The 21865-nt window shown below is 62.4% G+C and carries 22 protein-coding genes and 1 pseudogene; 13 read left to right on the plus strand and 10 right to left on the minus strand.

Annotation, left to right across the window (positions count from 1 at the left end; translation table 11 throughout):
• Both BN1128_RS25090 and BN1128_RS00185 read right to left on the minus strand, forming a co-directional pair.
• Nucleotides 1-72: pseudogene (locus tag BN1128_RS25090) on the minus strand (LysE family translocator); the annotation flags it as partial.
• A 115-nt stretch (nucleotides 73-187) separates the two neighbouring features.
• The gene (locus BN1128_RS00185) at nucleotides 188-784 is read right to left on the minus strand and encodes a LysE family translocator (RefSeq protein ID WP_042865565.1); all 597 of its coding nucleotides are present in this window, start codon (nucleotides 782-784) and stop codon (nucleotides 188-190) included.
• A gap of 116 nt (nucleotides 785-900) precedes the next feature.
• Here BN1128_RS00185 and BN1128_RS00190 point away from each other — a divergent pair, with 116 nt between their 5' ends.
• The 5 genes from BN1128_RS00190 (at nucleotide 901) to BN1128_RS00210 (ending at nucleotide 7385) form a co-directional block, all read left to right on the plus strand.
• Complete coding sequence (locus tag BN1128_RS00190; RefSeq protein ID WP_042865566.1) at nucleotides 901-2277, plus strand: aminotransferase-like domain-containing protein; 1377 nt, start codon at nucleotides 901-903, stop codon at nucleotides 2275-2277.
• 53 nt (nucleotides 2278-2330) lie between these two features.
• On the plus strand, nucleotides 2331-2795 hold the full coding sequence (locus tag BN1128_RS00195; protein WP_042865567.1) for a hypothetical protein: 465 nt from the start codon (nucleotides 2331-2333) through the stop codon (nucleotides 2793-2795).
• Between the two features lie 96 nt (nucleotides 2796-2891).
• Complete coding sequence (locus BN1128_RS00200) at nucleotides 2892-4952, plus strand: PA5441 family protein (RefSeq protein WP_042865568.1); 2061 nt, start codon at nucleotides 2892-2894, stop codon at nucleotides 4950-4952.
• Nucleotides 4922-5647 (plus strand): DUF3142 domain-containing protein, encoded by a 726-nt coding sequence (locus BN1128_RS00205; protein ID WP_042865569.1) that lies wholly within the window; start codon nucleotides 4922-4924, stop codon nucleotides 5645-5647. The genes BN1128_RS00200 and BN1128_RS00205 overlap by 31 nt, the downstream gene beginning before the upstream one ends.
• Before the next feature lie 112 nt (nucleotides 5648-5759).
• Nucleotides 5760-7385 (plus strand): response regulator, encoded by a 1626-nt coding sequence (locus tag BN1128_RS00210; RefSeq protein WP_042865571.1) that lies wholly within the window; start codon nucleotides 5760-5762, stop codon nucleotides 7383-7385.
• Between the two features lie 81 nt (nucleotides 7386-7466).
• Here BN1128_RS00210 and BN1128_RS00215 read toward each other — a convergent pair whose 3' ends face one another.
• Nucleotides 7467-8780 carry a sodium-dependent transporter gene (locus tag BN1128_RS00215; RefSeq protein WP_042865572.1) on the minus strand — a complete coding sequence of 438 codons (1314 nt, stop codon included), beginning with the start codon at nucleotides 8778-8780 and terminating at the stop codon, nucleotides 7467-7469.
• A 439-nt stretch (nucleotides 8781-9219) separates the two neighbouring features.
• On the opposite strand from BN1128_RS00215, the gene BN1128_RS00220 reads away from it, so the two are divergent.
• Nucleotides 9220-9987 carry a substrate-binding periplasmic protein gene (locus BN1128_RS00220; protein WP_042865573.1) on the plus strand — a complete coding sequence of 256 codons (768 nt, stop codon included), beginning with the start codon at nucleotides 9220-9222 and terminating at the stop codon, nucleotides 9985-9987.
• On the opposite strand, the gene BN1128_RS00225 is transcribed toward BN1128_RS00220, so the two are convergent.
• A complete protein-coding gene (locus tag BN1128_RS00225; RefSeq protein ID WP_042865574.1) occupies nucleotides 9949-11262 on the minus strand; it encodes a sodium-dependent transporter in 1314 nt (437 codons plus the stop codon). The genes BN1128_RS00220 and BN1128_RS00225 overlap by 39 nt on opposite strands.
• A 213-nt stretch (nucleotides 11263-11475) precedes the next feature.
• A complete protein-coding gene (locus BN1128_RS00230) occupies nucleotides 11476-12315 on the minus strand; it encodes an isopenicillin N synthase family dioxygenase (RefSeq protein WP_042865575.1) in 840 nt (279 codons plus the stop codon).
• A 205-nt stretch (nucleotides 12316-12520) separates the two neighbouring features.
• Between BN1128_RS00230 and BN1128_RS00235 the strand changes: the two genes are divergently transcribed.
• The gene (locus BN1128_RS00235) at nucleotides 12521-13084 is read left to right on the plus strand and encodes a DUF2799 domain-containing protein (protein WP_042865576.1); all 564 of its coding nucleotides are present in this window, start codon (nucleotides 12521-12523) and stop codon (nucleotides 13082-13084) included.
• A gap of 43 nt (nucleotides 13085-13127) precedes the next feature.
• Here BN1128_RS00235 and BN1128_RS00240 read toward each other — a convergent pair whose 3' ends face one another.
• A complete protein-coding gene (locus tag BN1128_RS00240) occupies nucleotides 13128-13949 on the minus strand; it encodes a Cof-type HAD-IIB family hydrolase (protein WP_042865578.1) in 822 nt (273 codons plus the stop codon).
• A 140-nt stretch (nucleotides 13950-14089) separates the two neighbouring features.
• Nucleotides 14090-15328: an MFS transporter gene (locus tag BN1128_RS00245; protein ID WP_042865579.1), complete on the minus strand. Its 1239-nt coding sequence runs from the start codon at nucleotides 15326-15328 to the stop codon at nucleotides 14090-14092.
• A gap of 270 nt (nucleotides 15329-15598) precedes the next feature.
• Here BN1128_RS00245 and BN1128_RS00250 point away from each other — a divergent pair, with 270 nt between their 5' ends.
• Nucleotides 15599-16222, plus strand: coding sequence for a helix-turn-helix transcriptional regulator (locus BN1128_RS00250; protein ID WP_042865580.1), 624 nt, complete (start codon nucleotides 15599-15601; stop codon nucleotides 16220-16222).
• Between the two features lie 308 nt (nucleotides 16223-16530).
• Nucleotides 16531-17007, plus strand: a complete 477-nt coding sequence (locus BN1128_RS00255; RefSeq protein ID WP_042865581.1) for an Lrp/AsnC family transcriptional regulator — start codon at nucleotides 16531-16533, stop codon at nucleotides 17005-17007.
• A gap of 124 nt (nucleotides 17008-17131) precedes the next feature.
• Here BN1128_RS00255 and BN1128_RS00260 read toward each other — a convergent pair whose 3' ends face one another.
• From BN1128_RS00260 to BN1128_RS00270, 3 genes are all read right to left on the minus strand, one after another.
• Nucleotides 17132-17449: a hypothetical protein gene (locus BN1128_RS00260; RefSeq protein ID WP_042865582.1), complete on the minus strand. Its 318-nt coding sequence runs from the start codon at nucleotides 17447-17449 to the stop codon at nucleotides 17132-17134.
• Between the two features lie 145 nt (nucleotides 17450-17594).
• A complete protein-coding gene (locus tag BN1128_RS00265) occupies nucleotides 17595-17822 on the minus strand; it encodes a hypothetical protein (protein ID WP_042865583.1) in 228 nt (75 codons plus the stop codon).
• 34 nt (nucleotides 17823-17856) lie between these two features.
• The gene (locus BN1128_RS00270) at nucleotides 17857-18282 is read right to left on the minus strand and encodes a MarR family winged helix-turn-helix transcriptional regulator (RefSeq protein WP_042865584.1); all 426 of its coding nucleotides are present in this window, start codon (nucleotides 18280-18282) and stop codon (nucleotides 17857-17859) included.
• Between the two features lie 143 nt (nucleotides 18283-18425).
• On the opposite strand from BN1128_RS00270, the gene BN1128_RS00275 reads away from it, so the two are divergent.
• From BN1128_RS00275 to chrA, 4 genes are all read left to right on the plus strand, one after another.
• Entirely contained in the window at nucleotides 18426-18872 is a 447-nt protein-coding gene (locus BN1128_RS00275; protein ID WP_042865585.1) for an organic hydroperoxide resistance protein, read from the plus strand.
• Nucleotides 18873-18954: 82 nt separating this feature from the next.
• Complete coding sequence (locus tag BN1128_RS00280; RefSeq protein WP_042865586.1) at nucleotides 18955-19959, plus strand: NADP-dependent oxidoreductase; 1005 nt, start codon at nucleotides 18955-18957, stop codon at nucleotides 19957-19959.
• Between the two features lie 194 nt (nucleotides 19960-20153).
• Nucleotides 20154-20597, plus strand: a complete 444-nt coding sequence (locus BN1128_RS00285) for a nucleotide triphosphate diphosphatase NUDT15 (RefSeq protein ID WP_042865588.1) — start codon at nucleotides 20154-20156, stop codon at nucleotides 20595-20597.
• A gap of 121 nt (nucleotides 20598-20718) precedes the next feature.
• Entirely contained in the window at nucleotides 20719-21861 is a 1143-nt protein-coding gene (chrA, locus tag BN1128_RS00290; RefSeq protein WP_042865589.1) for a chromate efflux transporter, read from the plus strand.
• The last annotated feature ends 4 nt before the right edge of the window (nucleotides 21862-21865 follow it).

Genomic DNA, 21865 nt, shown 5'->3' on the forward strand with positions numbered 1-21865 from the left:
GTTGTTGGGGCCCGGCGTGCCACAGGTGATGAGGGCAAAGCCCGCCAGGGGAAACAACCAGTTCAGATCCATCTCAACCTCTTGGTGATACAAAGCGTCCGATATACGGCAAGCCTTCTAATATGCAGAGCCTGCCCCGTGGCGACAAGTCAGAAATGGCTCTTTCTTGCCTGCCAGTTGCGGGCGCTCAATACCAGAGCATCACCACACAGAGCGCCGTCAGCACACCAAGGGAGCCGTTGAGGCGGCGCCAGCCCCGATCCGTGCTGATCCAGTTGCTCAGCTGATGGCCGAACAGTACCCAGACAAAGCAGACCGGCAGGGCCACCAGCACAAACATGGTCATCACGGCGAGCTGGCTCGGCCAGTAGCTGGCCCCGGTCAGGCTGAACAGACTGATGGCGGAGATGCCCATCATCCAGGCCTTGGGATTGAGAAACTGAAAGCCCAGCCCTTCCAGCAGGGTCAACGGACGGGCGCGTCGGGCCGGATCACCGGGGGCACCGGCTACGGCGATGCGCCATGCCAGCAGCAGCAGATAGAGGCTGCCGAAGATCTGCAGCCCCAGCCGCAGCAGGGGCCAGCGCTCGAACAGAGGATAGAGCCCCAGCGCCAGCACCAGTTGCAGCACGGGTTGACCCACAGCCACGCCCATCAGGTGTGGCAGGGTGCGGCGAACCCCGAAGTTGGCGCCGGAGGCGGTCAGCATGAGGTTGTTGGGGCCCGGCGTGCCACAGGTGAGCACGGCGAAGCCAAACAGGGTGGCATACCATTCTATCGTCATCATTGACTCCTGAACTGCACACATTGTATCGATACAATGTGCCATTCTTGATTGTTATTGGGTGTAAATTCACGCTATATTGCGAACAAATTTGGATCAATGGATTTATTGTCACCATGACAATCTGGACCCCGGACCTGACCCCCTTCGATGGCCCCCTCTATCTCAAACTGGTGAAAGCCATGGAGCAGGCCATTCACGATGGCACCCTGCCCCCACAGACCCGTTTGCCTACCCACAGGGCGCTGGCGGATCGGCTGGGGGTCACGGTCGGCACAGTCACCCGCGCCTATGGGGAGGCGGAGCGACGCGGCCTGCTGGCCGCCAAGGTGGGGCACGGTACCTGGGTCAAGGGCGCGGGCATGGATCCGGCCAACGAGTGGGTGATCCGCAAGGAAGAGGGGCACCGCATCGAGCTGTGGCAGAACCTGCCGGTACAGCTGGACAGGGCCGCCATCATACGTCCCATGCTGGGAGAGCTGGCCGACGGGGATCTCAATGCCCTGCTCGGCTACGACAAGGAAGCGGGCCAGCCCGGCCAGCGTCAGCTGTTCATCGACTGGCTGGCCGAGCAGGGGGTGGTGGGCTGCGAGGAGCGCCTGCTGTTCAGCCACGGCGCCCAGCACGGCATCATGCTCTCCCTGCTGGCCACCGGCTGCGTGGGGGAGACGATTTTGTGCGAAGGGCTCAGCTACCCCGGCATGCTGGGCAATGCCCGCCAGCTGAAGAACCAGGTGGTGGGGCTGGCGATGGACGAGGAGGGGTTGATCCCCGCCGCGCTGGAGGCTGCCTGCCGCACGCGGCGGGCCAAGCTGCTCTACCTCACCCCGACTCTGCAAAACCCCACCACCGCCATCATGAGCCAGGCGCGGCGCGAAGCCGTCGTCGCCATCGCCCGCCACCATGACCTGCTTATCATCGAAGATGACGTCAACGGCCTGCTGCCCAGTATCCCGGTGGCGCCCCTGGTCAACCTGGCGCCGGAGCGGGTCATCTACCTAGGCAGCCTGGCCAAGATCGCCTGCGGCGGCCTGCGGGTCGGCTTCGTGCTGGCGCCGCCGGCCCTGCGCAACGCCTTTGCCCAGGCAATGCGCCTATCGAGCTGGATGGTGAGTCCGCTCTTGATCGAGTTGGCCTGCAAGCTGGTGAGCCAGCGCCAGATCATGCCATTGGTCGAGCAGCAGCGGCAGATCCTGGCACGTCGCGGCGAGCTACTGCGCCATCTGCTGCCGGGAGCCCGCTGGCAGGCAGGCTCCATGCACGCCTGGCTGCCACTGCCGGAGCCCTGGCGCAGCCAGGCATTCGCCGAGGCGGCCAACGCCCTTGACGTCGGGGTGGCGAGCGGGGAACACTTCGCCGCCGGCCAGTTCGCCGCGCCGCAAGGGGTACGGCTGAGCCTGAGCCAACCGGCCACGGATGCCCGCGTCGCCGAGGGACTGGAGCGGCTGGCGCAGCTGCTGCGGGGCTCACCGCCCCCCAATCCCTTGCTATAGTCAGCCACTGTTTGACCCAATACGCCCAGATCCGCGCGCTCGAAGGAGAGCCCATGCACCCGACCCGCGTCTCACTGCTGTTCGTCACCCTGCTGCTGGGGGGCTGCGCCTCGCACAGCCATCAACAGCTGGGCGCGGCACTGACCGGGCTGGAAGGGGAGCTGCAGCGGCTGGAGGAGGAGCTGGCGGCCATGAACGGCCTCCATTACCAAAAGGCGATAGACGCGCCGCTCAGCCTGCGCCGCATGCTGGCCACCCCAGCCCAGAAGCAAAAGGGCCTGCAGCCGGTGCAGCGCCAGCTGCAGGATGGGCCTCTGCTCAATTACCACTACCGGCTGCCGGATGGCATGACGCCCCTACCCATCGACAACCCCTGCCTGCGTTACGAATTCGAGCTGCGCCACCTGGGTCGCCTCGGCCAGCTTGCCCTCAGCTGGCAAGGCCGCGATGGCCAGGGTTCCCGCCTGATCCGCCAGAACGACTGCCCCTTCTCCGCCACAGGCCAAGGTCTGCAGTAGGCCAGACCCTGCCCCCATGGTCAGTTGAAAGGCCTGGCCACATCTTGTAGCTTGCCCCCATCCCGTTCCCCTTGCCCCTGGCCGGAGATCTCTCCCATGAAACTGACCCCCCTGTGGCTGGCGCTGTGCAGCCTGCCCGTGCTGGCCTGCGGCCCGGATGGCTGCGAAACGCCGCTCACCCTGCAACTGACCGCTGCCCAGTGCCATCTGAACGGGCTGCCGTTTCTCTCCCCCGATAACGACACCCGTACCAATCTGGCCCTGCTGCTGGCCGATGAGCAGGCCTTCTCTCTGCCCGACGGAGCCCTGCCCCTGCCCTTCACGGTCGATGCGCTGATAAGCCCGGCCGTTGGCGACACTGGGCCAGCCGGGCCGGATCCCCTGCTGGCACTGGCCAGCTCGCTGGGTATAGACGCCGCGACCACAGAAGCAGCCATCACCCGGGCCAACAGCTGGAGCGAGGGGCGCTGCATCAGCAACAATCCCGTCTCGGCCGAAGCCTTCCTGCAGGCACTGGCGCAGACGCCGTCCCTCACCGCCAGCGATCGCAGCCAGCTGGCAAGCCAGCGGCTGGCCATGCTGGGTCAGTGCGGTCAGCCGCTGGATACAACCGAGAGCACGCCTCAGGGCGAAAGCAAGGCAGCGCCGCTGTCGCCCGCCGCCCAGGGTTTCGCCGACTACCTGACCGCCAGCCAGCACTTCTATCAGGGGGAGTTTGCGCAAGCCGACGCCCTGTTTGCCACCCTCGCCGAGCAGGACCAACCCTGGCTGAAGGAGACGGCCGATTACATGCGGATCCGGGTCGCACTCAATCTGTCCCAACAGAACGCCTTCGACGACTGGGGCAGCCTGGACCGCAGCCAGATCGATCAGGCGCAATGGCAGCGCAGCGAGCAGCTCATCAGCGACTACCGCGCCCGCTACCCACAGGGGCGCTATCTGGATTCCGCCACCGGACTGCTGCGTCGGCTGGCCTGGTTCAAGGGGGACAACGAGCTGCTGGCGAGTCGCTACCTGCAGGCGAGCCAACGGCAGAGCGCGCCGGATCTGGTCAACGAGATCGATCTCAAACTACTGATGCAGCCCGGCTTCACCGGCTCGGCAGCCATGCCCATGCTGACCCTGGTGCAGGATCTGCGCCGGCTGCGGATCCATGACAGCTGGGATGAGTGGCAGCCGCTGCAAGCCGCCGAGCTGACGCAGCAGGCCCCCCAGTTTGCCCGGCACGCCCCCTGGCTGGCCTATCTGGAGCAGGCCAGCCGCTACTATCTCGCCAAGGATTATGCCGCCGTGGTCGCTGCCGCCCCTGCGCTGGCCAACGGCCCCCTGAATAATCTGGCCTTCAGCCAGCAGGTATTGAAAGGGATGGCGCTGGCTGCCCAGCAGCAGTGGGCCAAAGCCGAACAGCAGTGGCGCGCCCTGCTCGCCAACCAGCCGACACCCTTGCAGGATCAGCTGTTGCAGCTGGCCCTGGCCATGACGCTGGAGCGCTCGGGTCAACTGGCGCAGGTGTTTGCCAAGGAGAGCCCCATCAGGAGCGATCACTACCGCATTCCGCTGCTGGAATATGTGGCACCTGCGCCTCTGCTGCGCCGCATGGCCCGGGATGAACAGGCCTCCGACCTCCTGCGCCAGCGCGCCAGCTACACCCTGAGCTACAAGCAACTGACCCATGGCGACTACCAGGGCTTCCTGCAGGATCGGGCGGGCAGCCCCGCCACGGCGCCGTTCGACTGGCAAGGCAGCCAGGATTATCAGTGCCCGGCCTTGACCTCGGTGGTCACCACCCTGGCCAGGACACCAAACGCCCCCAGGGCCCTCAACTGCCTGGGCGAGTTCTTCCTGGCGCAGGGGCTGGACTGGGATCCCCTGCTGTCGCGCCCCGGGGCCGATACCCTGGCTGGCAGTCCGGATATGTTTGCTGGCAAGCAGCGCAGCCGCCTCGACTGGTATCAAAAGGTCATCGCCAATCCCAAAGCCGCCAAGGAAGACAAGGCCTACGCCCTCTATCGCGCCATCAACTGCTACGCCCCGAGCGGCAGCAACGGCTGTGGCAGTCAGCAGGTGCCCGTCAACCAGCGCAAGGCCTGGTTCAACACCCTCAAGCAGCAACACGGGACCAGCCAGTGGGCAAAACAGCTCAAATATTACTGGTGATGCTGGCCCTGCTCGCCACGGATGCCGGGGCGGCCGTCGAAGCGAGCCAGTATCGGCAGTTCTGGCTGTGGGCCGGGGTCAGACCCCAGCCCGTGCTGCAACAGGCCGAGCGGCTCTATCTGCATCAGGGCGAGATAGGCCCCCTGGACCCGGCCCTGCCCCTGCGCTTTCAAGGGCAGGGCATAGCGCCGAGCAAGCTGCCCGTCGGCGAGCTGTGGCTCGCCTATCGGGTGGAACGGCTCGACTGGGATGCCAGGCTGCTGCAGAACCTCGAAAACCAGCTGGAAGCCTGGCAGCGAAAGGGCAATGAAGTGCGCGGTGTCCAGATAGATTTCGATGCCCGCACCCACCGGCTGGCCGACTATGGCCAGTTTCTGCGCCAGCTAAGGCACCAATTGCCCGCCCGCTACGCCATCAGTATCACTGGCCTGCTGGACTGGACCCGTACCGGTGACATAGGGGAGCTGAACGCGCTGACCGGGGTGGTCGACGAGATGGTGGTACAAACTTATCAGGGGCGCAGGACAGTACTCGGTTACGCCCGCTATCTGCAGGTACTGCACCGGCTGACCCTGCCGTTCAAGCTGGGGCTGGCCCAGGGAGGAGAGTGGGATCCCGCCTGGGAAACGAGACTGGCGCAACTCCCCACCTATGGGGGCGCAGTGGTCTTTCTCATCAATCCTCCACTATCTTGACCAGAGGAGATATTGGCCAAGACCCGTGGTCTGGGCGATAAGATTAGCTCTTTTTGAATCCGGTTGCGTGCCATACTTCCTCGTACTGTGATCCCGCAAAGGAGTGCCAAGGATGCAGATCCTGTTGATCGAAGACGATGCCATGCTCAGCTCAGTCCTCTCCAAAGGGCTGAATGAGCACGGTATTGCGCCATCCCAACTGATCCACTGCAAGGAGTTCACCACCCTGCCCACCCTGCTGCGTCAGCAGTCATTCGATGCCATCATCTGCCGCCAGTATCGCCATCAGGCCCATGAAGGGATCCGCCTGCTACTGGAAGCGCACTATCTGGGGTTGCTCGAGCCGGGCTGTGTGCTGCTGCTGCTGGATGAGGATCATGATCTGCTCCAGTATCCCCCCTCGGATCTCTATTTCCCGCTGCACCTGCCCATGCCGTTCACCACAGAGCAACTGGCGCTCTGCCTGCACGATCTGGTGCTGTTGACAGGGCTGACCCGCCCCCTGCCCGCCCCGATGAAGCTGAGGGAGTGGCACATAGGTTGCGCCCTGTGTGAAGACCTGCTCTACCAGCAACAGAAGCACAAAGAGCTGGGCCCCTTGCTGGACAGGGTCAAGGGTTACATGTTGCTGCAGCAGCAGGATCACTTCCACGCCACCCAGCACTATGCCATGTGCACCACGGAACACGATGCCTGGTGGCCGCGCAAGGGGCTGATCTACTCACTGCTGGGATTGAACAAGCTGGACAGCGCGCGCAAGGATCTGGCCCGCAATCAGGAACGGCTGCCACCCAGCATACAGCTGGAACTGATGCTGGCCTGCCTGCTGCACGAGTCACAGTGGGAATCGGCCTGGGAGGTGATCAGCCAGTTGTTGCACAAGCAGCCCCGGCAGCCCGAGTGGCGCCAGGCCGCCATCCTGCTGGCCCTGCTGCTCAAAGATGAGGGGAAGGCGCTCGAACAGGCCAACGCCCTCAGTCTGCGCTTTTTCTCCGAACACAAGTTCCGGATATCCATCGAGAATTTCATTCTGAACGCCAGCCTGGCGGTGATCTGGCGCTACCCAACGGCGGCCCGGATCAGCGCACTGCAGCAGGAATATCAGTACCTTAGCCAAGCCGTGACCCTGCGCGCCCATGAGAATGCCTTGCTGCAGGCCCTGATGCTGAGCCTGGATTATCGCTTCGACGAGGCCCTGGTACTGCTGGCAAGGCACCCGCCGGAGATGGCGAGAGACAACCACCTCAACCAGCTGCTCGGTTTTGCCGTCAGCCAGTTCTGCGGCCTGCCCCACCACGCCCAGCGCTACCTGGCACAGCTCAGCCAGTATCAGGCCAGAGTGGCCCCGGCTCCCCTGATCCAGCAGCTGTTCAAGCAGGTGGTCACCGATCAGATGCTGCAACTGGAGCGCCGTGAACAGCGCCTGACCTATCTGCGCCAGGAGCGGCAAAGAGCGACAGTGGCGGGCCAGCATCAGCTCGCGGTGCAGTACGCCATGACCCTGCAGGAGGAGTTTCCGGCGCTGCCCGGCGATGCCTGGCAACTGCTGGAGTTGCTGCAACTGTGCTGGCCTGCCGGCATGCCGGCCCCCAAGGTGGCGCTGCTGGTTGACCGGCTGGAGCGGCGCCTGACCCACAGCGCCTCCTTCATGGAACACCATGCGGAGGCGTACCAGAAGACGCTGCAGCAGATCAGATCACACCTGAACCCCAGATTGCCCTCTACTCCTCCCAACTGAGCTTGGCGCCTAGCTATCAGGCTCCAGGAACAGCCCGACACAGGCCGGGCCTTCCTGTCAGGCATCGAGGCAAAGGCCGGCTTATAGCAGACCCCGCACCAGGATCCCGGCGATCAGCAGCGGTGCTACCAGTCGCCAGCACCAGAGCAGGCCGAAGCGCAGTACCGGAGACAGGCCGGCGGGTAATATGCTGTCCCCCAGTCGCCAACCCAGCAGCAGGGTCAGCACCAGGCCGAACAGCGGCATCATCAGGTTGGAGGTGAGGTAGTCGAGCAGATCGAAAATCGTCTTGCCAAACAGGGTCAGCTCGCTCCAGAGGCCGAATGAGAGGCTGACCGGAATGCCGGATACCATGATGAGCAGGGTCAGTACCCGGCAGGCGCCACGGCGCGACCAGCCCCACTCTTCCGTGGTGAAGCGCACCAGATGCTCCAGCATGGAGATGGAGGAGGAGAGCGCCGCCACCAGCAGCAACAGGAAGAACACCACCCCCAGCCCCTGGCCGAATGGCAGATGGCTGAACACGGCGGGCATGGTCATAAAGGTGAGCCCTGGCCCGGCAGTCGGGTCAATACCCGTGGACGCCAGTGCAGGGAAGATCATCAGCCCCGCCAGCACTGAGATGAGGCTCGCCAGCGTCACCACCCAGACACCGGAGCGCAGCACACCCTCGCTGCTCGGCAGGTAGGCGCCATAGGTGGTGTGCACCCCCAGGCCGATGGATAGGGAGAAAAAGGCCAGCCCCAGCGCATCCAGCACGCTCTGGCCGGTCAGCATGGAGAAATCAGGCAGCAGCAGCTGGCGTACCCCGACCATGGAGCCGGGCATGGAGAGCCCCACCGCCACCAGCAGCAACATCATGATGAACAGCGCCGGCATCATCCAGCGCAGCGCCCGCTCCACGCCCTTCTGGATACCCCCCTGCACGAACCACCAGGTCAGTCCGGCGAACACCAGATGGGTCAGTACGGGCCACCAGGGATCGCTGACATAGCCGTTGAACAGGGCGGTCAGCGCCGAACCCTCGCTCAGGTTGAGCTTGCCCGCCACCGCCAGCGCCGCGTAGCCCACGGTCCAGCCGCCCACCACGCTGTAGAAGCTGTAAATGAAGAAGCCGCACAATATCCCCATGTAGCCCATCCAGCGCCAGTTTGGCCCCACCAGCTGGTTGAAGGCGCCGAGCACCCCGCGCTGGCTGCGGCTGCCGAGCAGGGTCTCCCCCACCAGCACGGCCACCCCCAGGGTGAAGCTGAACAACAGGAACACCAGCAGGAAGGCGCCACCACCATTGGTGGCCGTCACATAGGGAAACTTCCAGATGGCGCCAAGGCCGATGGCCGTGCCGGCCGCCGCCAACACATGACCGAGACGGGAAGACCACTGAACCTGGCTCATACAACCTCCGGGGAAGACAACATCGAATTGATACTCCATGGCTGACAACACACTACGTAACAACAAAAAAGGCCGCCTGGTGGCGACCTTTGCAATGAACATTCAGACAAACTGCGCGTGCAAGGTCACCTCTCTTGCGAGCTAAAAAATCGGCCGGACAGCGCGAAAATGGGTGACATGGATGGGGTGACCTGAACGCCAAAAAGGAGCAACAGCCTAAACCATGGCAAGAAAAATTGACACAATGAGAAGTAAAAATTTTCAACTCCCATTGAAAACCCTATATTCATCAATCAGGGACGCCCTGTTGACCATGATAATGTCCCCCCCCTGCGACCAGCCCTTTGGTTTAATCTTGATGGATAAGTGACGCCCCGTCACCGATCAGACGGCTCGCCTGGTTTGGCCACTTGATTCAGCATATGCAACAGGACAGTGCATGAAACGAACGCTGCTCATCGGAGCACTCTTCAGCCTCAGCCTGACACTGTCGGCACAACCCTCGCTGACCCTGCTCAGCCATGAACTCGTCCCCTTCACTCACCACCATGATGGCAAGCTCGACGGGATCGCCGTTCGCCTGATCCAGCAAATTCAAGATGAACTGGGAGAAACGTATCCCATCCGGATTTACCCCTTCAAGCGGGCCCTGGCACTGACCAGACTGGAGCCTGGATATGCGCTGTTTGTTACCCAGTGGGCCCCCGAGAGAGAACCCTTCTTTAAATGGGTAGGACCACTGTTTCGGAACAAAGTGATCATCTATCAGCCCCCGTCCCCCAGACACAAACTGAAGAGCCTGGACGACTTGCGTCACTTACCAAGGGTCGGGGTTGTGCTGGGTAATGCCGATGACGAGCGACTTACCCGCGAGGGATATACCAATCTGGTGCGCTACCAATCGGTAGAAGAAGCCTTGCAACGCTTGGTACTGGGCAAAATTGATGCATTTCCGGTAGGCGAATTGGTGCTGGATGCCACCTTGGAACAGCGAGGGTTATCACATCGCAGCGTGACAAACTCGGGGGTAATGCTTCATGAGTCCTGGCTCTACCTCGCCTTCTCCAAAAGCGAGGATGACGCCGTGATCGCCCGCTGGCAGTCCGCGCTCGACAAGGTCAGGTTGAAAAGTGGAAGGGGCATGCTGCCCCCCCATCAAGATCGAACCTCACATCACCCCGCGCAGCAGGATCCCGCCGATCAATAAGGGTGCCAGCCAGCGCCAGCAGCCCATCACCAGGGTACGCCAGTGTTGTGCCAATCCCTGGGGCAGCGCTCGCTGACCCAGTTTCCAGCCCAACAACAGGGTAAGCGCCAGCCCGAACATGGGCATCATCAGGTTGGAGGTAACAAAATCCAGCAGCTCGAAGATGTTCTTGCCAAACAGGGTCACATCCGCCCAGGGGCCGAACGACAGGCTGACGGGAATACCATTCACCATCACCAGCAGAGTAATGAGGCTGCAGGCCGCGCGGCGCGACCAGCCCAGGCTCTCGCAGATAAAGCACTGCAGATGCTCCAGCAGCGAGATGGCCGAGGAGAGCGCAGCCACCACCAGCAGGGAGAAGAAGATCACCGCCAGCCCCTGGCCGAACGGCAACTGCTGGAACACCGCCGGCATGGTCATGAAGGTGAGGCCCGGGCCCGCAGCGGGATCTATGCCGGTCGCCGCCAGCACGGGGAATATCATCAAGCCCGCCAGCACGGCAATCAGGCTCGCCAGCAGCACCACCCAGAGGCTGGAACGGCCAACCCCGTCGCTGGAAGGCAAGTAGGCACCATAAGTGGTGTGAATGCCCAGGCCAATGGAGAGGGAGAAGAAGGCCAGCCCCATGGCATCGAGTACCCCGGACATGCCGAGCTTGCTGAAGTCCGGCATAAGGAAGTGGCGCACCCCGGCCATGGCGTTGGGCAGGGTGAGGCCGAAGGCCACCAGCAGCAGTATCATGATGAACAGGGCCGGCATCATCCAGCGCAGGGTGCGTTCCACCCCTTGCTGCACGCCGCCCTGCACGAACCACCAGGTGAGGGCGGCAAACAGCAGGTGGGTCAGCACGGGCCAGAGCGGATCGCCGACGTAGTCGTTGAAACGGGCGGTCAGGGCTGCGCCGTCTCCGTGCTGCAGGCTACCCGCCAGCGCCATGCCGGTGTAACCCAGAGTCCAGCCCCCCACCACGCTGTAGAAGCTGAAGATGAGCAGGCTGCAGAGCAGGCCCATGGCCCCGACCCAGCGCCAGCGCTTGCCCATCAGCGCGCTAAACGCCCCCACCACACCACGGCGGCTCAGGCTGCCGAGCAGCGTCTCTCCCATCAGCACAGCCACTCCCAGGGTGAAACTGAACAGCAAAAACACCAGCAGAAAGGCACCGCCACCGTTGGCGGCCGTCACATAGGGAAACTTCCAGATAGCGCCGAGACCGACGGCGGAGCCTGCGGCGGCCAGGATATAACCGAGCCGGGATGACCATTGGGACTGCTTCATAAGAACTCCAATACAGGTGCCCATAACCTGGGCCCGAAATGGCGCTCAGAGTACGGTCAGGGCCACGCAATCACAACGCCGCTTATCTGGCTTAAAAACAATTTATTGGCATCATTACCTAATTAAATTCGATTTAACGCGCTATCGTGCCAACAAATAAAAACCGGAGCATTTTTGCTCCGGTTTTGACTGTCATGGACTCGCATTCAGCGCCTAGATAACCCCCAGCTCCCGCAGCCGCTCCATCAGGTAGCTGTGGGCGGTGTGACGCTCGGAGAGCACCACGTCCGGCCGCGGGTGAAGGAACAGCGGCAAGGAGATCCGGGACTTAGCGGCGCTGCCGCCGGTCGGGTTGATGACGCGGTGAGTAGTAGAGGGGTAGTAGCCACGGGAGGCCTCCTGCAGCATGTCACCTATGTTGATGATGAGGGTGCCAAAATCGCAGGGCACATCCATCCACTCCCCATCGGCTCCCTTCACCTGCAGGCCCGGCTCGTTGGCGGCGGGCAGAATGGTCAGCAGGTTGATGTCCTCGTGGGCGGCGGCGCGGATGGCACCCGGCGCTTCGGTGCCGTCGAACGGCGGATAGTGCAGCACCCGCAACAGGGTCTTCTGGCTCTCTTCGATCATGGAAGAGAGCGGGCAGCTGTAGTGGGCGGCGATGTCACTCGGGGTGTATTGCTCCACCCAGCCCAGCAGCTCGGCGGCCAGATCGTTGGCGAGGCGATAGTACTCCATAGCCTGCGCCTTCAGCTCTTCCGGCATCTGGCCCCAGGGGTAAATATGGAAGTACTCCTTGATGTCCTTCTGGCTGTGACCCTTGGCCACCTCGGACACCGACGGCGGGAAGTAGCCATCCTGGGTCTCGCGGTTGAACAGGAAATCCTGCTTCTGCTCGCTCATGAAGAAGCGATACCAGTTGTCATAGATGGACTGCACCAGCTCTTTCGGGATGGGGTGGTGGGTCAGCACGCCAAAGCCGGTGGTACGCAGGGATTCGGTGAAGCGCTGCGCCGCATCGGGCGAGCGGTAATCGACGGTCAGGACTTTCATTATTTTTGTTACGCGCCAGTTAAAAGATGGCGCAGTTTACCTCGCCCATGACCACAAGGAAAGTGAGCCGCCCCTCCCGCCCCGGCCCGTCGCCAATAGTGATAAAAACGTCAGAAAACGGCGCCAGCCAAGACCCGCGCTCATCCCTTGTCCTGACCCTGCATCCTCACTAGAATGCCCCCATCATCCATGCTGGAGCCCGTTTATGTCCCCCAAGATCCTGTTGCTGACCCTGCCTTTTCTGCTCGCCGGTTGCAGCTCGCTGTCGGAAGAGGAGTGCCGCGCCATGAGCTGGTACAACCTGGGCTATCAGGATGGGGAACAGGGCAAGACCCGTCAGGCGACCCGTGACTATGTGTCGACCTGTGGCGAATATGGCCTCAAGGTGGATGAAGCCGAGTGGCAGCGAGGCTATGCCAAGGGGCTGGAGCTCTACTGCATTCCCGAGCTGGCCTACAGCAAGGGCAAGTCCGGTGCCGAGTATCTGGGGGTCTGCCCCAACGATGCCAGCTTCCTCACCCAGTACGATCGCGGTCGCAAGGAGTACCTGCTGGAGAAGCAGCTCAGCGAGATCAAGAGCGACATGGAGCAGACAGAACGGGACATCGAGATACTGGAGCGGCAGATCCGCAACGAGAACGACAGCAAGCAGCGCGACTACTACCGGGCCCAGCGCGAGCGTGCCATCCGTCATTACGAGGGGCTGCGCCGCGACTACAACCGGATCCGCTTCCCGGACCGGGTGATCCAGTTCTCCTTCGGCAATTAATGCAAGCAGGCTCGGCCGTGGTTCGCCGGGCCTAGCTTGACCTTTACGACGGCAAGACCCAGCGCTGCAACGCCAGCGCTATGCCGTCTTCGTTGTGATCGGCGGTCACCAGATCGGCATGGGCCTGGACATGGGTGGCGGCATTGCCCATGGCAACCGCCAGCCCTACCTGCTCGAACATGCTGATGTCATTGTTGTTGTCACCAAACGCCACCACGTTTTCCATCGCTATCCCCTCGCTCTGGGCCCACAGGGCCAGCCGGTTGCCCTTGCTGCAACCGGGTTGCACCAGCTCCACCGCATAGGGCGCCGCCCAGTCACGGGTAAAGGGCATGGCCTCGACCACCTCCCCCATGAACTGATGCAGGCGGGCGGGATCCTGGTTGAACAGCTCCAGCTTCCAGATCGGATTTTTCAGCCAGCTCGCCAGATCGTCCGCAGGCAGCAGAGATATCTTGAGATGATCCGGCTGATTGGCCGACCAGTGGCGCATCCGGGTGATGTGATCCTCACAGCCGATATAACCGATCCCTTCGCTCAGGTGGAACAGGGCGCCCATCTGCTGCGCCTCGACCTGGGCCAACAGGTCGGTGAGCGGGGCCACCGCCAGCGGATCCCCCGCCAAGATCCTCTCCTGCGCCGGATCATAGAGGTAAGCACCGTTGCTGCAGATGATGGGGGTGTCGAGGGCCAGATCGTGATGGAAGGGGCGCGCCGTCATGAAGTGGCGGCCCGTCACCAGCAGCACCTTGATGCCGTGGGCCCGCGCCTGGGCCAGCGCGGCGCGGGTGGCGGACGAGATCTTGTGATCCCGGGTCAGCAGGGTGCCATCCATGTCCAGCGCGATGGCCTTGTATTCACTCATAGCTCCTCCAGCCTCAAACAAATCAGCAAAGAGCCTTACCGTCCCAGAGCCGGCGCCCCGATGCAAGCCCTGTCAGGGACCGGGCCCCCAATCTGTGATCTGACCGGGGCACACGGCAAGTCCCTCTCGTCTACGGCTCCTCAACCCGGCTCGGCACAACTCGCCAGACGCAGGCGTCTATCTGCCCGTTTGCGCAGACCGTAGAAACCGATGGCACAGATCACACCTGAGAGCGCAGCCAGATAGAAGGGCCACTCGGTGCCCGCCAGCAATGCCAGACTGCCCACTACGACCGCCAGGATTGAGCCGACCACATTCAGCCCACGGTAGAGCCCCATCGCCTGCCCCTGCTGCTCGGCGTGGCTGCGATTGGAGATGGCCACTGAAATGGCCAGCACCCCCAGGCTCATGCCGATGCCAGCCGGGATAAAAGTGAGCGTCAATCCCCACCAGTGGCTGGGCAGGATAAAGAGCAACATGCCCGCCGCCATCAACAGATGACCGACGATCCCGAGGGAGCTGCCTCGCCAGTGGTGAGCGAACCTGGCACCTAGCCAGGAGCCCGCCATCATCGGAAGGCTCACCAGTACCGAGGCCTGCGCCAACTGGGCCGGATCCCAAGCCAGCCGTTCCACCAGCCAGACGTTGAAATAGGTGAAATAGAGCTGCACCGCGCCGTAGCTGAGCAGGGTCAGCACGAAGTAGGGCAGCAGAGCCGGTTGCAACAGCAGCTGGCGGCTGGAGAGGGTAGACGCCTGCCGGATGGTCGTCACGGGTGAGTGATGGGGTACCAGCCACCATACCAGCAGCAGGTTGACCAGGGTCATGGCCACCGCCAGCCAGGCGGCCAGACTGTAATCCCCCGATACCACGGCCGCATAACCTCCTATCATCGGCCCAACTACCCAGCCTAGGTTCATGCCTATGTTGATCCAGGCGAAGTTGTGGGTCTTGGTCTTGGTGGTGCTCATGTCCGCCGCCATGGCCTGCACGATGGCTATGTTGCCATTGAAGAATCCCTCTACAACCCGGCTCAGCAACAACAGTGGCAAGGATCGCCAGACGATCCCCAACGCCATCAGGGCATACCCTGCCAGCACGCCGATCAGACAGAGCATCAGGATCGGTTTGCGGCCGTGGCGGTCCGAGAGTCTGCCCAGCCTAGGGGATCCCACCAGCTGAAACAGCGGGTAGAGCCCCATGATGACCCCCAGCCACACCTTGCGACTCCAGTCAGACGCCTGTGGCGTCAACATGCCCTGTGCCGGATCCAGCATCAGTGGCGCCAGCACGGGCGAGGGCAGGCTGAAGCCCGCTATAGCCAGTATCACCGTCATCACCAATACCCAGAGGGTCGCCTGCCCCTTCATCCCTTCCATGTCAGCCTCATTAAATAAAGTTATTGGTTTATTTATACTGAGCAAGGCGCATTATTAAGTAAAGTGAATTGTTGATTTAAAAACGGCCGCTATCCATAATGACCCCATGAACATCCGTACTGACAAGATCCTCTGCCGATGCCCTGGATCCTTGGCGTACCTGTCGATAACGGGAAGCCCTCAATGAACACCTGCACCGACAAGATACTGTTCCTGCTCAAAATGCCATAGCTCCCCCAGAGCGCACCTGCCGATAACGAGAGCCATCGAATGAACGCCAGCACCGACAAGATACTGTTTCTGCTCAAGAGCCACGGCCCCCAGAGCGCAGCCGCGCTGGGGGAGCAGTTGCAGATGACCTCCATGGGCGCCCGCCAGCATCTGATTGCGCTGGAGGCCGACGGCTGGGTGGGGTTTAGCGATGAAGCCCGCGGCCGTGGCCGTCCCGTGCGCCTGTGGCACCTGACCGAACAGGCCTGGCAGCGCTTTCCAGATACCCACAGCGAACTGACCTTGCAGCTTATCGACAATATCCAGCAGCTGTTTGGCGAGGTGGGCATGGAGCGGCTGATCCAGCAGCGTGAGCAGCAACAGCTGGGTCGTTATCAGGCACAGCTGACCCAGCCAGCGCTGGCAGACAGGCTGGCCGCCCTGAAAGAGCAGCGCACGCGAGAGGGCTATATGGCAGATATGCGCCAGGAGGAGGACGGCAGCTGGTTGCTATGGGAGAGCCACTGCCCCATCTGCGCCGCAGCGCGGGCCTGTCGGGGATTTTGTCGCAGCGAATTGGAGATATTTCGCCAGTTGCTGGTACCGGCCAGGGTGGAGCGGGAGCAATACCTGCTGGACGGGGATCACCGCTGTCTCTACCGCATCACGCCGCCGAATCCTTGATCGCCAAATACCAGAAACAACAAAGCAGGCGCCGGGATGCCTGCTTTGTTGCCTTCGGGGAGGAGGTGCTCTCGTTCCAGCCCGTCGTTTCCCGATAAGGTAAGACGGCTGATGGGGGGAGTGACCCGGTAAGGTCCTACACCACAGAGACCGGGTTGGGTATCTGTCTTGCCACCGGAAGATGTAACCATAATAGCCCTCCCGGTGCGGTGAGTGGTTGCGAAGTAGCATGTATTTTCAGTTGTTTTTGCAATAGTTCACCCTTAATCTAAGAAAAGTGAATTAGTAATTGCTACGAGGAACGGAGAATGCTGAAACTTGATCGCATAGACAGGCATATTCTGGAGTTGATGCAGGAGAATGGCCGCATCAGCAACCTGGAGCTGGCCGAGCTGGTCGGGCTCTCCCCCTCCCCCTGCTCCCGCCGGGTCAAGGCGCTGGAGGATGCAGGTCTCATCGATACCCACGTCACCCTGCTCAACGCCCGCCAGTTGGGGCTCACCCTCACCGCCTACATTCATATCTCTATGGACAGACACACCCCGGAGCGGTTCGAGAATTTCGACAAGGCCATCAAGGAGCTGCCCGAGGTGCTCGAATGTGACCTCATCACCGGCAACGACGCCGACTACCAGCTCAAGGTGGTGGTACGGGACATGGAACACTACCAGCACTTCCTGCTGGACAAGCTGACCCATATTCAAGGGGTGACCGGGGTGCGCTCCAGCTTCGTGCTGCGCCGCATCAAGCACAAGACGGCGCTGCCGCTCAATCATCTGGGGTAAGAGGCCGCCAGCTGCCGCGATGGCAGAGCGGTGCTCTCTCTGCCATCAAGACAAAACCGATAACAAAAAAGAGGAGGCCCAGGGCCTCCTCTTTTTCATTTTGGCTTACTCGATGGCGCGTCTGTCAGACCGCAACCTGGCTGACATCCTGCACCTGCAGCAGCCAGCCAGCCTGCTCCTGCTGCGGCTCACCGCTCACCCGCAGCCGCTCGCCAGTTGGCACCCACTGCCCCTGGGGCAGGGCGACCAGCAGGCTCTCGCTGCCGTTGTCGAACAGCCAGCGATCTTCGCCCAGCGACTCGATCAGATAACCTTCCATCTCCACTCTGGACTCGGCTTGCCAGGATGGCGCAACGGAATCACGGCTCTCGATGAAATCCCCCTGAACACCAAAACTGGCTAGCCCCCACAGAATGGAGAGGCCGACCAAGGATGTTTGCATCTTGTCTCTCCTCTTTTGGAACTGTGGGGCCAGTATGGGAAGAGAAAACTGAGTGCACCATGAACAAGGTGGCAAAGTGCAGGCGAGATCGCGAAAAAAACCGGCCAGCTGGCCGGTTGTGTCATTTTATGGCGTCTAGATCACACTATTTGGCGGCTTCCTCTGCCATCCGTGCGGCTCTTGGCTTATTCGTCCACATGGCAACACCGCGATGATCCGCGCAGATCCCCTCTTCGATCACGGCCCTGACCCGTGTACCGTCCTTGCAGATCGCCTGCCAGGCATCGGCGTCGTCGATGGCCATCGAGGGCGCATGGGAGCCGGAACTACAGGCGGTCAGCAACAGGGCAAACAGGGGCAACAGGATTTTCATGGGGTGGATCCTCAGCTGTATGGGTCGGCCGAACTCAGCGCCCCAGCTGCGCCGAAATGCGATCGCAGAGCTGCTTGAGCTGGGCCAGTTCAGCATCGGCCAGATCCACCTGATTGCGCAAGTTGTCCGCCAGGCAGCACTCCTTGACCTCCTGCTGCAGCTGACGTCCCGCCTCGGTCAGACCAATGCATTTTTGCCGCTCATCCTCGCTGGAGACGGTTCGGGTCAGCCAGCCCTTGCTCTCCAGCCGCTTGACGATGGGGGTCAGGGTCCCCGCATCCAGCCCGGTCTCCTGGCCAATCTCCTTGAGACTGACCTCATCCCGCGCCCACAGCGACAGCATCACCAGATACTGGGTATAGGTGAGATCCAGCCGGTCCAGCAGCGGCCGGTAGGCACGCATCACGGCATTGGAGGCGCTGTAGAGTGCAAAACAGACCTGCTTTTTCAATTCACTCATGGGGGCACCTCGTTGGCAAGTGGGGCCAGTATACCCCAGGAAAATTGGGGGTTGAATAATTTGCACACAAAACAGTTGTCAACCTCAGCTTTCGGGATTAGTCTGAATTTACTTTGCACGCAAAACAAATAAGAGACCCCGGCATGAAGACACTCTATCGCACTCAAGCCATCGCCCAGGCGGGCCGCAACGGTGAGGTTCACACCCTGGACAACAGCCTGCAACTGGCGCTGGCGCTGCCGACCGCTCTCGGCGGCAACGGCAAGGGCAACAATCCGGAGCAACTGCTGGCCGCCGGTTATGCCGCCTGTTTCTCCAATGCGCTGATCCACGTGGCCCAAAAACTCGGCACGCCCCTCTCCAGCGCTCCCGTCACGGCTGGCGTCGAGTTGCTGGACCTGGCCGATGGCCGCTTCAACTTCGCCATCACGCTGGACGTAGCGCTCGCCGCAGCGCAGCCTGAACAGACGGCGCAGGCCGAGCAGATAGTGCGGCTGGCCCACCAGACCTGCCCCTTCTCCAACGCCATGCGGGGTAATGTCGTCACCCGGCTGTTGCTCAATGGCGCACCGCTGGAGGAGATAGCGTGAATCGGTCCAGCCTCAACCCCATGGGAAGTAACCTGATGGCCACCCACGGGTTGCCAAACACCATCGAACTGGAGAAAAAACAATGAATCAGCTCAGCCATCAAATCCAGCTGCTGCGTCGCCCGGTCGGCATGCCCGGCCTGGCCGACTTCACCCTGGTCGAAGTCGCCCTGCCCGAGTTGCAGGAAGGGGAGGTGCGGGTCACCAACCAGTGGCTGTCGGTGGATCCCTATATGCGCGGCCGCATGAGCGACGCCAAGAGCTATGCGCCCCCCTTCGCCCTGAATGGCCCGCTCGATGGCGGCGCCATCGGCACAGTGCAGGCCTCGCGCCACCCGGACTTTGCGGTGGGCGATCGGGTGAGCAGCATGCTGGGCTGGCGCGACAGCTTTGTCGCCAGGGCCGATCAGCTCACCCGCCTGCCCGATACCAGGCTGCCACCCCAGCGCTTCCTCGGCGCCCTCGGCATGCCGGGCATGACCGCCTGGGTGGGTCTAAACCGCATCGCCAAGCTGCAAGCCGGTGAAACCGTTCTGGTGTCGGCCGCCTCCGGCGCCGTCGGCTCCATGGTGGTACAGCTCGCCAAGCGGGCGGGGGCTCGTGTCATCGGCTCCACCGGCTCGGCCGACAAGGTCGCCTATCTCAAGACGCTCGGTGCCGACGAGGTGATCAACTATCGCGAAATCCAGGATATCGATGCCGAGCTGGCGCGGCTTGCCCCGGAAGGGATCCACGTCTACTTCGAGAACGTGGGTGGCGCCATGCTGGACGCGGCCCTCAACAACATGGCGGTGCACGGTCGCATCGTGATGTGCGGCCTCATCGAGCAGTACAACAGCAAGGGAGAGGCGAGCGGCCCGCGCAACCTCTCCCAGGTGATCCGCAAACGCCTCACCATGCAGGGGCTCATCGTATTCGAACACTGGCAGCACTACGGCGAGTTTCTGGCCGAGGTGACCCCGGCCTTCGACGCCGGTGCACTGCAGGCCGAAGAGACTGTCTATCAGGGGCTGGCCAGCATGCCGCAGGCCTTCATCGGTCTGTTCGAAGGGCGCAATACCGGCAAGATGCTGGTCAAGCTGGACTGAGTCACCGGACTGAACCATCAACTTGCATGACGGGCCCATCCGCCCTAAGGTGGGCCCGTTTTTATGGTGCAATCCGCCGTTTCAGCCGGGAGCTTTTCTTAATGTCTACTCCCTATCCCCGCGTCGGTGGTCGATGATAGTGCCATCTTGACCAACCCGTTTGCCCCGCTTCATCCCAGCAAGGAGCTTTTCTTATGTCTACTCCCTATCCCCGCGTCGGTGTCGGCGTCATCTTGACCAACAGTCAGGGCCAGGTGCTGCTTGGCAAGCGCAAGGGCAGCCATGCCCCCTACTGGTCCATCGCAGGCGGCCATCTGGAGCTGGGTGAGAGTTTCGAGTCGGCGGCGATCCGGGAAGTGGCCGAGGAGACAGGTTTTCGGATCAGCAACCCCAGCGTCATCGCCATCACCAATAACCTGGAGACCTGGCGCGAGAGCGGGCTGCACTATATCTCTGTCACCCTGCTGGCGCAGGTGGAAGGAGAGCCGCAGCTGCTGGAGCCGGAGAAGTGTGAAGGCTGGGTCTGGTGCGATCCCCGCGACCTGCCGGAGCCTCACTTCGATGCCAGTCGCCAATCGATAGCCTGCTGGCTGGCCGGTCGTTGCTATTTGCCACAACCAGGCCAGCCGACAGAGTGACCATTGCCAGCTGGCGGGCAGGGCTCGGCTACCAGCCAACAGCACAGCCCTGATATGTCATAAAAAAGTCACCGCTTTGTCATATCATCGGGGGCGATGATGACAACGAGGGAGTGACGACGTGGGGCAGGTATTCATTCAATTTCTGTGGTTGGGCTGTGTCAGCTTCGGCGGGCCGGCCGCCCATATCGGCTATTTCCAGCGTACCTTCGTCACTCGCCTTGGCTGGCTAAGCCAGGCCGAATTCGCCCAGTTGCTGGCGCTGTGCCAATTGCTGCCGGGCCCCGCCTCCAGCCAGCTCGGCTTCGCCATCGGCCGCCAGCGGGCAGGCCTGGGCGGCGCACTGGCCGCCTTTATCGGTTTTACCCTGCCCTCATTTCTGTTGTTGCTGGCCGCCGCCATCGGGGTAGGGCAACTCACGGCCAATGTCTGGCTGGATGCCGCCCTGCACGGCCTCAAGCTGCTGGCTCTGGTGGTGGTCGCGGATGCGGTGCTCACCATGAGCCGCCAGTTCTGCAAGACGGTGCTGGCCCAGGGGATCATGGTGGCGACCGCCGCTGCGCTCTGGTGGCAACCCGGCCTGCTGACCCAGCTCGTCATGCTGGCGGGGGCCGCCCTGCTCTGCGCCCGCATGGGGGCGCCGCAAGTACCAGGCCCACAACCCCCAATGCCTCTGCGCCAGCCCCACTGGCCCACCCTGCTGCTGTTTGCCCTGTTGTTTGTCGGCCTGCCGCTGCTGGCCACCGACACCGCCAGCCAGCTGGTTGCCGACTTCTACCGGGCAGGCAGCCTGGTGTTTGGCGGCGGCCACGTGGTGCTGCCCCTGCTGGCCGAGAGCGTGGGCCACAGTCTCAGCCAGCAGCAGTTTCTGACCGGCTACAGTCTGGCCCAGCTGGTGCCCGGCCCCATGTTCACCCTGGCCACCTTTCTCGGCGCTCAGCTGCTGCCAGCCACACCGCTGGCGGGTGCCCTGCTGGCAACCTTGGCACTGTTCCTGCCCGGCTTTCTGCTGTTGTGGGCCCTGGGGCCCTGCTGGCAGAGCTGGCTGGCCCGCCCCCGGCTGGCAGGGGCCGTGACCGGCATCAACGCCGCCGTGGTGGGCCTACTGCTGGCCGCTTTCTATCAGCCGGTGTGGCAGAGCGCGGTACAGGTGCCGACCGATCTGGCGCTGGCCGCCGTCGGCTTCTATCTGTTGCGAGTATTGAAACTGCCCATTCTGGCGCTCGCCGGACTGCTGGTGGGGGCAGCCATGCTGCTGGCCTGAGCCA

The sequence above is a fragment of the Aeromonas piscicola genome, assembly GCF_000820005.1.
GTDB classification, from domain to species: domain Bacteria; phylum Pseudomonadota; class Gammaproteobacteria; order Enterobacterales; family Aeromonadaceae; genus Aeromonas; species Aeromonas piscicola.

Excerpts from the sequence above, each read along its gene's own strand:
- BN1128_RS00270 (WP_042865584.1), bottom strand. The coding sequence starts at position 18,282 with ATGAGTGAATTGAAAAAGCAGGTCTGTTTTGCACTCTACAGCGCCTCC.
- BN1128_RS00255 (WP_042865581.1), top strand. The coding sequence starts at position 16,531 with ATGCTGAAACTTGATCGCATAGACAGGCATATTCTGGAGTTGATGCAG.
- BN1128_RS00230 (WP_042865575.1), bottom strand. The coding sequence starts at position 12,315 with ATGAAAGTCCTGACCGTCGATTACCGCTCGCCCGATGCGGCGCAGCGC.
- BN1128_RS00245 (WP_042865579.1), bottom strand. The coding sequence starts at position 15,328 with ATGGAAGGGATGAAGGGGCAGGCGACCCTCTGGGTATTGGTGATGACG.
- BN1128_RS00185 (WP_042865565.1), bottom strand. The coding sequence starts at position 784 with ATGACGATAGAATGGTATGCCACCCTGTTTGGCTTCGCCGTGCTCACC.
- BN1128_RS00225 (WP_042865574.1), bottom strand. The coding sequence starts at position 11,262 with ATGAAGCAGTCCCAATGGTCATCCCGGCTCGGTTATATCCTGGCCGCC.
- BN1128_RS00285 (WP_042865588.1), top strand. The coding sequence starts at position 20,154 with ATGTCTACTCCCTATCCCCGCGTCGGTGTCGGCGTCATCTTGACCAAC.
- BN1128_RS00195 (WP_042865567.1), top strand. The coding sequence starts at position 2,331 with ATGCACCCGACCCGCGTCTCACTGCTGTTCGTCACCCTGCTGCTGGGG.
- BN1128_RS00250 (WP_042865580.1), top strand. The coding sequence starts at position 15,599 with ATGAACGCCAGCACCGACAAGATACTGTTTCTGCTCAAGAGCCACGGC.
- BN1128_RS00200 (WP_042865568.1), top strand. The coding sequence starts at position 2,892 with ATGAAACTGACCCCCCTGTGGCTGGCGCTGTGCAGCCTGCCCGTGCTG.
- BN1128_RS00220 (WP_042865573.1), top strand. The coding sequence starts at position 9,220 with ATGAAACGAACGCTGCTCATCGGAGCACTCTTCAGCCTCAGCCTGACA.
- BN1128_RS00235 (WP_042865576.1), top strand. The coding sequence starts at position 12,521 with ATGTCCCCCAAGATCCTGTTGCTGACCCTGCCTTTTCTGCTCGCCGGT.
- BN1128_RS00280 (WP_042865586.1), top strand. The coding sequence starts at position 18,955 with ATGAATCAGCTCAGCCATCAAATCCAGCTGCTGCGTCGCCCGGTCGGC.
- BN1128_RS00215 (WP_042865572.1), bottom strand. The coding sequence starts at position 8,780 with ATGAGCCAGGTTCAGTGGTCTTCCCGTCTCGGTCATGTGTTGGCGGCG.
- BN1128_RS00260 (WP_042865582.1), bottom strand. The coding sequence starts at position 17,449 with ATGCAAACATCCTTGGTCGGCCTCTCCATTCTGTGGGGGCTAGCCAGT.
- BN1128_RS00265 (WP_042865583.1), bottom strand. The coding sequence starts at position 17,822 with ATGAAAATCCTGTTGCCCCTGTTTGCCCTGTTGCTGACCGCCTGTAGT.
- BN1128_RS00275 (WP_042865585.1), top strand. The coding sequence starts at position 18,426 with ATGAAGACACTCTATCGCACTCAAGCCATCGCCCAGGCGGGCCGCAAC.
- BN1128_RS00240 (WP_042865578.1), bottom strand. The coding sequence starts at position 13,949 with ATGAGTGAATACAAGGCCATCGCGCTGGACATGGATGGCACCCTGCTG.
- BN1128_RS00190 (WP_042865566.1), top strand. The coding sequence starts at position 901 with ATGACAATCTGGACCCCGGACCTGACCCCCTTCGATGGCCCCCTCTAT.
- BN1128_RS00210 (WP_042865571.1), top strand. The coding sequence starts at position 5,760 with ATGCAGATCCTGTTGATCGAAGACGATGCCATGCTCAGCTCAGTCCTC.